The following is a 9,596-nucleotide window of genomic DNA, read 5'->3' on the forward strand; positions in this document are numbered from 1 at the left end:
TCTTTGTGCAACAAAGCCGTTTCCAAATCATCATTCCTGTATCAGGACATGCTAAGCAGGTTTTAACGGGAAGTTCACTATTTAAAAATGGAACAGGAAGAAATTCCCATGGTTCAGTATTAGTATTAATTACAAAAGGTTGTTGATTCATTATGGCTATCCTATGTTTTTTAACAATATTGGAGATTTGATGCAGCCGAAAGTTGAGACTATTCAGCTACCTGATAATTAGGCCAATGATGATAATGTTGAGGATATATGCTGTGGTGTAACATTTAATTGTTGAATGAGATGATCAGCAATAAACTCAGCATCTTTAGCAACATCCATAAAACGTCCTGAACCCCATGTGTTTAACCAAGGTAAACCAATAAAGCTTACTTCAGGGTCAACGGTAATACCGCGATCATGTTTTGGATATCCATTTGTCTGGAATATATCTAAATCAATCCAAGAATAGTCTGGTCTAAATCCGATACACCAAATGATCGAAGTGATGTTCTCTTCAACTAAATCAATATGGGTAATTTCCTGTTCTGGCTGCCAAAGTGGCTGATATACAGATGCTGGCTCTTCAGTCACAATATTATTTTTCTCTAGATAGTCATCAATAGAGGCATTAATACGATTGTAAGTTGCATCTGCCATGTCTAGGTTCTGGATTAAATCTGGACGGAAGACAAACTGTCCTTCCTTATAGTCCTCAAATCGTCCAAACAATCGCATACCTTCTAATGCAAATTTACGTAGATCAATATCACGACCACCATCTCGCCCAGTCACATAATGATTAGTGCTGTTACGAACCTCTTCACTATATCGGTGATCTTTGACGGTTGTTTCGTAATAACCCATTTCATAAAGCCACTTCACTACGTCTTTACCACGATAAAAACGCGCACAGCGTGGTGCATCTCCCGTAGAAAGATAGACCTTTTTACCTGCCAAATGTAAATCTTCTGCAATTTGGGCACCTGATTGTCCTGAACCGACAACCAAGACATTACCTTCAGGTAACTGTTCCACATTAAAATATTGTTCTGAATGCATTACCAACACTTGTTCAGGGACTTGATCACTTAGTTTTGGATAAATTGGGGTGTGATAACCACCAGCCGCTACAACTAATTGTTTCGCAGTCGTTGTGCCTAAACTGGTTTCAATTTCAAAGTGTTGAGGTGCAATTTTTGCAACATGCTTAACCTGAACATTCAATAAAACTGGTGGATTCAGTTTTTCAATGAAGTCGTCGAGATATTCAACAATTTCATTTTTTTTCATAAATCCATCAGGGTCATTGCCGTTATATGGATGCTCTGGAAGCAAACATTGCCAATTGGGGGTAACCAAAGTGAAATTATCCCACCGTTTACTGCGCCAGCTATGGGTCAACTCTGATTCTTTTTCTAGAATCACATGATCAATTCCTGCTTTTTGTAAATAATGACTGATACATAACCCTGCCTGGCCACCACCAACAATCACGACATCATAATTTGGTTGTAAATCTTGAATTTGCATATTAAGCATCTTGTTCCCCTTATTCATTGTGCATTTCAGTAATTTCAATTTGGTCTTCGTCTTTTAAGGCGAATAAGTTAGCTTGGCGTTTAATCGTGGATAGGCTGTCCATGGCTGAACTACATGCAAAGCCATAACGTACTCGTACTCGTTCTGATGCAGCAGATAACCCATCTTCAGCCAACTTTAAAAACTGTATTGCTGGATATGAATGTCCTTTAGCTAGATATTCATAAATCACCGTGGATGGAGAGTAATATTGAATCAGCTCGCCATTCGGCCATTTCACGGTAAAATTCACGCTAGGCATATGCTGCCTCCTTCTCTATCGGCTCAATCGGATCCGACTGAGCCTTTAACTTTTTTAAAATTTCAGCATAGTTAAAACCAGTAAATGTTTGCTGATGAAAATCCCAAAATTGAGCATTTTGCTTCTGATCATGCACATAAACTTTTCCACTGGCATTACTTTCACCAATCACTGCACAGCAGATACCCTGACTGTCAAATAATTCAATGATTTCTTCGCATTCGCCTTCATCAGCTGTCAGCAAAAAACCATAACTAGGAAAGATTTGCAGCCACGTCTGCCAGTCCACATTTTGTGGTTTTGGAATTTTTTGAAGGTCTATGTCTGCGCCACTTTGCGTTGCCTCAAGTAGCATGAGCAGGCTGCCTAAAATGCCTGCATTACTAATGTCGCGTGCGGCATATACGATTCCTTGTTGTGCAAGTTGCGGCATTACTGAGAGCTGTGCTTGCAAAATACGTCCCGATACACGTTCAAAGCATTTCCAATAGACAGTGTTAGGATGAAATTGACCTTGTAGATTTAAAGCAATCAAAATCTTTTGCTGTGGTTTAACATGCAAAACCGACAATAATTTCTGTGCTGTTCCTTGAATGGCAACGGATAAAGCAGGCTGATAACTTTCAGCGATATTGCTATGCCCACCAATCAATGCAACATCATAAGCAGTACAAGCATCTTGCATGCCTTGCATTAATAATTGAGCATGCCCAACATTTGTATGCCAAAAGCTATTTACAACAGATAATGCACGACCACCCATTGCTGCAATGTCACTGATATTGGCCATGACTGCAGACCAACCCGCAAAATAAGGATGATTAGCAACAAAACCAGGCAACATCCCTTCACACGCATGTAAAATATATTGTCCTTGGACAGCAACAGCGGCAGTATCATCTCCAGGATAAGCGTATAAAGCTTGCAGAGAATTCACTTTATCCAGATTTGGGATCATTACACTTTTAGCAATCACCTGTTTTGATTGCATAGCTGGAGTTTGTCTCAAATATTCAAGAAGTTGATTGAGTGACATCATCATTCCACCTCTTTTTGCATATAAGCCTGCATGACCACATGCTGTAGCGGATAATGTTCAATTTGAGCTTGCATCATCATATGTGGAATTTCAGCAACCATTAATTCACAGACACTGTTCCAACATAATTTCTGAAAATAACGCTCATTTTGTTGCTGTACAGTCGCTAAGAATGTTTGACATCCTAGATTTTTTGCCGTCGACACTGCTGCATTAATCAGCGCTTTACCAATAGCATGATGATGACGGTACAATGGCTCTACACATAAACGCCCACCCCACCATGTATTTGCTCCATCCGGGAAGATCCGCACTGCACCTATGACATGATCATGCTCACCAAACATTTGCCCAATCGCAACAATACCTAGAGCTTTAAAGTCATATTCATCACGGTCTTCTTTTAGAATCTTTTGTTCATCGCGAAAAGTTGCCTCTCGCAGGCGATAATATTGACGACGTTCCCAGTCTTCAGTGACCACCTTGATAACAATGTCATCTGTGACAAACTGTTTAAGGTCTTCATTTAATTCTATTAACCATGGATAACCAGAAAGTTGCATACTGTTTCTCCTACTCATAAGCTTTCAGTGAAGAACATGCTCCACATTTGGCACAACCCGCTTGAGTGTCTTCCGAGTTAAGCCCATGTAGACGGAGTTGCTCACCAATTTTTGGATAGAGTGCCTGCATAAAGGCTTGCTCAGGTTTTGAATGATGTTCAAGTGCTGTTCCCTGAATTGGTACAAATGGCACTACAAACGGATAAACGCCCATCTCGGTCAAGTTGGCAGTCATTTCAATGATTTCTTTTTCTGTATCGCCTAGCCCAGCTAAGATATAGGTACTTACTTGCCCCCGACCAAATACCTCAACTGCCGCCTTAAATGCTGCAAAATATGTATTAATTGAAACTTCTGCTTTACCCGGCATAATTTTATGACGTACCCGATCACTCACCGCTTCAAGATGCATACCAATTGACACCGCACCTGCATCTTTTAACTTTTGAAACCATGCAAAATCATCGGGTGGCTCACATTGCACCTGTATAGGTAACTTCACTTCAGCACATATTGCTTTTACACTGTCATATAAAATCTCTGCTCCACGGTCTGGAGTATTAGGTGTGCCAGTGGTAATGACCATTTGCTGTACACCATCGAGTTCCACAGCTGCTTTTGCAACTTCTGCGAGCTGTTCAGGACGTTTCCGAATTAAAGTACGACCACTTTTTAAAGATTGGTCAATCGAACAAAATTGACAAGCCGTAGCTTTATCATTCATACGAATGCAATGTTGTAATACTGTTGTTGCCAAGACATCGTGGCTATGCAAAGTTGCAATTTGCTCATATGGAATACCTTCGTCTGTAGTTAAGTCATAAAACTTTGGACGAGATGGGGCTGTTAATGTTGCTACAGGAACCGGTTTTAAATTACGATCACTTGGTCAGAATCTGGATCAGCTTTGGCACTGTATGGAGACTCTTGTGCAGCTAGATTCAACACTGGAATCATCATCGTCTGCCCATCTAGGCTGAGTGCCTTATGATCACTTGGCCCTGCACCGCCTTTACGAGATAGACCAAATTCACCATCCCATTTCAGACCGTTACATTGCAAATCAGTCAAAAGTTGTATTGCAGACATACTCACCCCTCTCTATAGAATTGGTTTAATAAGGCTTAAACCTGCTCTTCCGTAAATCTGGAAATCTTTTCAAGATTTGTTAAATCTGAAGATTCGACTTTAAGTTCATGTAGTACCTGTGTCGGACGACGATCAATCAATAAACTTAATAATTCTGGACGGCTATAATGACCAACCGAATCCATCATGCGTTTACGTTTATCAATTAATGAAAAGTCTAAGTCAGCGATACAATAACCTTCACCCTGAGTAACAGGTTCGGCTAGAAATTTCCCTTCAGGCGATACAATAGCAGTGAAGCATCCACCTGAAATTGGACCAATTTCACAACCAGTGTCTTTCATAATTTGTTGTTGTTGCTCAGGATGTAGCCATGCCGTCGCATTAACTACGAAACAACCTGACTCCAAAGCATGGTGCTGAATAGTGGCACTGATCTGATCAGCGAACACCTGTCCGACTAATGAACCAGGGAACATGGCAGCATGAATCTGTTCTCCATCTGCCATTAAGGCAAAACGTGCCAAAGGGTTATAATGCTCCCAGCATGCCAGTGACCCAATACGCCCGACAGCAGAATCAATCGCACGCAACCCACTGCCATCGCCTTGTCCCCACACCATACGTTCATGATAAGTTGGGGTAATTTTTCGACGATGCTGAATGATTGAACCATCAGCATCAAATAACAGCTGTGCGTTGTAGATTGTTCCACCCGCGCGCTCATTAATCCCAATAGAAACCACCATTTTTGCTTCAGCACAGGCTTGACCAATCGCAAAGGTTGCTTCAGAAGGGACAACCACAGATTCATTGAGAAGCTTTAAATGTTCCTTACCCATTGCAAACGGTGGTTGTACAAAAGAAAAGTAAGGGTAATAAGGCACTACCGTTTCAGGAAAAACAGCAAACTGTACGCCTTGTTTACCTAGCTCTAAAATCGTATTACAGATTTTTTGTACGGTTTCCTTTTGGCTATAAAGCACTGGACTACACTGTACTGCTGCTGCTTTTACAATCTGATTCATGTCTTATTCCCCTTTCTTAAATCTTTAAACAGTCCAAGTATCAATGATCAGTGCATTGTCACGACGCATCAGTAATTTCAAGTCCATTACATCTAAAGGATTGATTGGACGAATCCCTGGCATTAATGCTTTTTCGGTTTGACCATATAGCGCTTGTAATGCGAATCGGCAGGCATAAACTTCACCACCTTCTTCCATAAAGGCTTTAAGCTGATTATTGACCGCCAAATGTCCAGGAAAAGCTTCAGCACCTAAAGTTGGGAAACCACGTTGTACCCCCAACTGAACACCTGGACCGTAGAGCAAAATTTTGGTTTCAAAACCTTTGCGTAATAATCGTTTTGCTTGTAAGACATTAACCAAGCCAATAGAACCTTCAAAGGCAACGGTGTGGAAAGTCACCAATGCTTTTTCACCCGGCTGAGCTTTTACATCCTCAAATACTTTTTCTTCATAATCGACAAGAAAATCACCATCTTTGTATTGTTCAATATCTACTTTAGGCATAGCCGTTCCTCATATCTACGGTTTCGATTCAACCAACTGTTTTGGTCTATCCGTGTTATTGCGAGAGCTGTGCCAAGATCTATTTTCTGGTAGGAATTAATTTTTATGTCATTGAAATATAATAATTAATATTTTTCAAAACTGCTCTTTTAGATGATAAATATAGTGCTGGAAGGTTATGATTTTTCGTAGTATTATGAAATTTCATAACCTATTCTATGAAATTTCGTAGCATGAATAATACCGACTTCATTTCCGATTGGGTTACTACTGAGAATTCAATTCGTCCACTTGCATTTGAACACACCTCTCAAGCCTTACTCGTTTTAGACCCACATCAAAATCAGTTTATTGATGTAAATATTAGTGCTACGAAATTACTCCGCTATGAACGCCATGAGCTGATTCAAAAAACTATCACCTCTATTTTTGGTCATTTTAGTCAACTCCCAGACTTAGTGGCATTTACAGAAGAAACACTAGCTAAAGGCTATGCATGGAATAATGAGCTATATGCTTTTGATAAAAATGGAGAAAAAATTCAATTCGATGTCAGTTCTGTTTCAATTCCATATAAAAATAAAACTTTACTTATTTGGTCATTGGTCGATGTCAAAGATCTGGAGCTACGCCAACTGAATAAAAATGCAGACAAAGTCATCCGCGCAGGACTAAAAGAATGGCAAGCCTTACAGGAACTTTTTATTGACTCGGACACAGGCAAACATTTATTGCTCAGTTCAGTCGGTGACGGCATTTACAGTATTAACAAACAAGGATTATGTACCTTTATAAATCCCGTTGGTGCGAGAATGCTAGGATTAAAACCAGAAGATGTGCTTAGTAAAAATATCCATAAAATACACCACCATACTCATGAGAATGGTACGCACTATCCTGTCGAGGAATGCCCAATCTACGCAGCTGTACACGATGGTGTAGTACATGAAGGAATACAAGAGATTTTCTGGCGACGTGATGGCAGTTTTTTTCCTGTGGAATTTACAAGTACACCAATCATCCGTGAAAGCGAGATCATTGGTGCAGTTGTAGTCTTTAGAGATATCAGCGAACGCTTAAATACAGAAAAACAACTCACCCATGCTCTTAACGAACTACAAGACTTAAAAAGTCGACTAGAACAACAAAATGAATATTTACAGGAAGAGATACTACAAGAGAATCAATATCATGAAATTGTGGGAAATAGTGCCTCAATTTTACAAATCATTGAAAAAATTAAAGTAGTTGCTTCTACTGATGCCAATGTCATGATTTATGGCGAATCTGGTACAGGAAAGGAACTGATTGCACGTGCAATCCATCAATCTAGTCATCGTAAACAACAACCTCTTATACGTGTTAACTGTGCAGCCATCCCCTCAGAACTATTTGAAAGTGAATTTTTCGGGCATGTTAAAGGCGCATTTACGGGAGCAGTGCGTGATCGAGCGGGGCGATTTGAACTTGCAGATCAAGGAACATTGTTTCTAGATGAAATTGGTGAAATCCCACTAGAATTACAAAGTAAATTATTAAGAGTATTACAAGAAGGAACATTTGAACGAATTGGTGAAGAAAAAACTCGCCACGTTGATGTCAGGATTATTGCAGCGACTAATCGTAATCTCAGAGAAGAAGTTAAGCTCAAAAATTTCCGTGAAGACTTATACTTCCGCTTGAATGTATTCCCGATTCACTCACCCGCCTTACGAGATAGAAAAGAAGATATTCCTCTATTAGTTTCACACTTTACCAAGCTGATCAGTGAAAATCGTAAAGTGCCTTATTTACCTTTTTCACAAAAACACATCCTCGAACTGCAACACTATGACTGGCCGGGTAATATTCGAGAATTACAAAATGTGTTGGAGCGAGCATTGATTACTGCCAAACATGGCGCTGTTTCATTTAAATATTTACTGGAACAAGAATCCTCTCAGACTATGCAGCACAATCACGCTACAGCAATTGAGCAAGTCCTATCGATACAACAGCTTAAACAGTTAGAAACTGAAAATCTTCAACTGGCAATCAAACAATGTGAAGGTAAAATTTTTGGTGATGAGGGTGCAGCTAAGCTTTTAGGGATTAATCCAACGACACTGATTTCAAAATTAAAAAAATTAGGTATTAAATATTAATGGATATTCAATACCTTACCAACAAATGAATAATCACATTGGGATAAAGCAATGGAAATCAATAGAATTGGTGATATTTCTGCTTTTGTAGCTTCAGTCAGATATGGCAGTTATACTCTTGCAGCGAAACATTTAGGTTTATCACGATCTGCTATTGGTAAAAGTATTGTTCGTTTAGAAGAACAAATGAAAGTGCGACTATTAAATCGAACGACACGAAGCTTAAGCTTGACTGATGAGGGGCAAATTCTCTTTGATTATTGCCAGCAGATTTTAGAAGGTTTAGAAGGTTTAGAAGAAGTTGATCATGTAATGGCTTCACGTCGCCTTGAACCGATTGGTACTTTAAAAATTACAGCTCCTCACTCACTTGGAAATCGATATATTTTACCCATTTTAGACACCTTTCTAAAAAAATGACCTGGATTAAAAGCAGACATTTCTTTTACAGATCGCTTTGTTGACATCATTGAAGAAGGCTTTGACATAGGTATTCGTGTTGGTGAACCCAAGGATGATTCTCGACTTTTAACACGGACCATCGCATGGCAAAAAATGCAGACATGTGCATCACCACAATATATTAAATTACATGGTTCCCCCCAAACTCCAGAAGATTTAGCAAAATTTGATACAATTTTTCTAAATGGTAGCAACAATCGTAGAAGCTGGAAATTCAAGACAGACTCGGGGATCTATGTTTTTGAAGGTCCTGAGAAGATGAAAATCGATAGTTCAGATGCTATCTTGGCATCTGCAGTTTCAGGGTTTGGTATCATACAACTACCCACCTATATCACACAAGAAAGTATTGATCAGCTCCAACTTATTCCTCTTCTTGAAAAATATACAGTTGAACCCGAGCCTATTCGCATTATTTATCCAAGCAAAAAACATTTGTCTCCAAGAATCAGAATGTTTATCGATTACCTCGTTGAACAATGGACTGTATTGCCTCCTTGGGAAAGAATAGACTCAGGCACTAAAACTTGAGTCTACAAAAAAATTTTGATTAATTAGGGCTTTGTTGCACAAAGATTTCATAACTATATGATTTTAAAAGTTTTGATTATTTCTTGATCCAAAATTAAATTTATTTAAATCAGATGCTTACATATTTATGCAACAAAGCCAGTCAGGAATATTCCTTTCCGTATAATAAACATTCCACATCTCTCTCTCCTTTAATATGCTTACGCACTCAGAATTTTTTATTTTGTCGAAAGCATAACTACTATCATGCACTCCCAACGAAGACAAATATTGAATTAACTCACCTCTTGTCATTACGAATTTCCTTTAAATATGGATTATTAGGATCTAAAAGTTCCTGAACAGATTTTGGCAACTTATACTGAGTTCCTTGGCCAGGTTGTCCAAACCATGGTAAGATTT

At 39.1% G+C, this 9,596-nt stretch carries 9 protein-coding genes and 2 pseudogenes; 3 read left to right on the forward strand and 8 right to left on the reverse strand.

The window, feature by feature from the left end; genetic code table 11:
• Positions 1–228: 228 nt before the first annotated feature.
• From HMPREF0023_RS09245 to HMPREF0023_RS09275, 7 genes and pseudogenes are all read right to left on the reverse strand, one after another.
• On the reverse strand, positions 229–1,530 hold the full coding sequence (locus tag HMPREF0023_RS09245; protein WP_016541981.1) for an MSMEG_0569 family flavin-dependent oxidoreductase: 1,302 nt from the start codon (positions 1,528–1,530) through the stop codon (positions 229–231).
• A 10-nt stretch (positions 1,531–1,540) separates the two neighbouring features.
• Positions 1,541–1,831, reverse strand: a complete 291-nt coding sequence (locus HMPREF0023_RS09250) for an MSMEG_0570 family nitrogen starvation response protein (RefSeq protein WP_008941947.1) — start codon at positions 1,829–1,831, stop codon at positions 1,541–1,543.
• Complete coding sequence (locus HMPREF0023_RS09255) at positions 1,824–2,870, reverse strand: sll0787 family AIR synthase-like protein (protein ID WP_016541980.1); 1,047 nt, start codon at positions 2,868–2,870, stop codon at positions 1,824–1,826. Before HMPREF0023_RS09255 ends, HMPREF0023_RS09250 begins: the two co-directional genes overlap by 8 nt.
• Positions 2,870–3,433 carry an MSMEG_0567/Sll0786 family nitrogen starvation N-acetyltransferase gene (locus HMPREF0023_RS09260; protein WP_016541979.1) on the reverse strand — a complete coding sequence of 188 codons (564 nt, stop codon included), beginning with the start codon at positions 3,431–3,433 and terminating at the stop codon, positions 2,870–2,872. The genes HMPREF0023_RS09255 and HMPREF0023_RS09260 overlap by 1 nt, the downstream gene beginning before the upstream one ends.
• A gap of 10 nt (positions 3,434–3,443) precedes the next feature.
• Positions 3,444–4,522: pseudogene (locus tag HMPREF0023_RS09265) on the reverse strand (MSMEG_0568 family radical SAM protein).
• A 35-nt stretch (positions 4,523–4,557) separates the two neighbouring features.
• Positions 4,558–5,550, reverse strand: a complete 993-nt coding sequence (locus HMPREF0023_RS09270) for a Nit6803 family nitrilase (protein WP_002058125.1) — start codon at positions 5,548–5,550, stop codon at positions 4,558–4,560.
• A gap of 24 nt (positions 5,551–5,574) precedes the next feature.
• Positions 5,575–6,057, reverse strand: coding sequence for an MSMEG_0572/Sll0783 family nitrogen starvation response protein (locus tag HMPREF0023_RS09275; protein ID WP_002058090.1), 483 nt, complete (start codon positions 6,055–6,057; stop codon positions 5,575–5,577).
• Positions 6,058–6,275: 218 nt separating this feature from the next.
• Between HMPREF0023_RS09275 and HMPREF0023_RS09280 the strand changes: the two genes are divergently transcribed.
• The 3 genes and pseudogenes from HMPREF0023_RS09280 to HMPREF0023_RS16995 form a co-directional block, all read left to right on the forward strand.
• Positions 6,276–8,201, forward strand: coding sequence for a sigma 54-interacting transcriptional regulator (locus HMPREF0023_RS09280; protein WP_008941952.1), 1,926 nt, complete (start codon positions 6,276–6,278; stop codon positions 8,199–8,201).
• A gap of 51 nt (positions 8,202–8,252) precedes the next feature.
• On the forward strand, positions 8,253–8,621 hold the full coding sequence (locus HMPREF0023_RS16990; RefSeq protein ID WP_008941953.1) for a LysR family transcriptional regulator: 369 nt from the start codon (positions 8,253–8,255) through the stop codon (positions 8,619–8,621).
• 12 nt (positions 8,622–8,633) lie between these two features.
• Positions 8,634–9,194: pseudogene (locus tag HMPREF0023_RS16995) on the forward strand (substrate binding domain-containing protein); the annotation flags it as partial.
• Positions 9,195–9,474: 280 nt separating this feature from the next.
• On the opposite strand, the gene HMPREF0023_RS17120 reads toward HMPREF0023_RS16995, so the two are convergent.
• Entirely contained in the window at positions 9,475–9,594 is a 120-nt protein-coding gene (locus HMPREF0023_RS17120; protein WP_223804349.1) for a glycohydrolase toxin TNT-related protein, read from the reverse strand.
• Positions 9,595–9,596 lie beyond the last annotated feature (2 nt).

This window comes from Acinetobacter sp. ATCC 27244, assembly GCF_000156555.1.
Taxonomy (GTDB): domain Bacteria; phylum Pseudomonadota; class Gammaproteobacteria; order Pseudomonadales; family Moraxellaceae; genus Acinetobacter; species Acinetobacter haemolyticus.

Bases quoted from the DNA above. Each gene is read 5' to 3' on its own strand.
- HMPREF0023_RS09245 (WP_016541981.1), bottom strand. From the start codon at position 1,530: ATGCTTAATATGCAAATTCAAGATTTACAACCAAATTATGATGTCGTG.
- HMPREF0023_RS09250 (WP_008941947.1), bottom strand. From the start codon at position 1,831: ATGCCTAGCGTGAATTTTACCGTGAAATGGCCGAATGGCGAGCTGATT.
- HMPREF0023_RS09255 (WP_016541980.1), bottom strand. From the start codon at position 2,870: ATGATGTCACTCAATCAACTTCTTGAATATTTGAGACAAACTCCAGCT.
- HMPREF0023_RS09260 (WP_016541979.1), bottom strand. From the start codon at position 3,433: ATGCAACTTTCTGGTTATCCATGGTTAATAGAATTAAATGAAGACCTT.
- HMPREF0023_RS09270 (WP_002058125.1), bottom strand. From the start codon at position 5,550: ATGAATCAGATTGTAAAAGCAGCAGCAGTACAGTGTAGTCCAGTGCTT.
- HMPREF0023_RS09275 (WP_002058090.1), bottom strand. From the start codon at position 6,057: ATGCCTAAAGTAGATATTGAACAATACAAAGATGGTGATTTTCTTGTC.
- HMPREF0023_RS09280 (WP_008941952.1), top strand. From the start codon at position 6,276: ATGAAATTTCGTAGCATGAATAATACCGACTTCATTTCCGATTGGGTT.
- HMPREF0023_RS16990 (WP_008941953.1), top strand. From the start codon at position 8,253: ATGGAAATCAATAGAATTGGTGATATTTCTGCTTTTGTAGCTTCAGTC.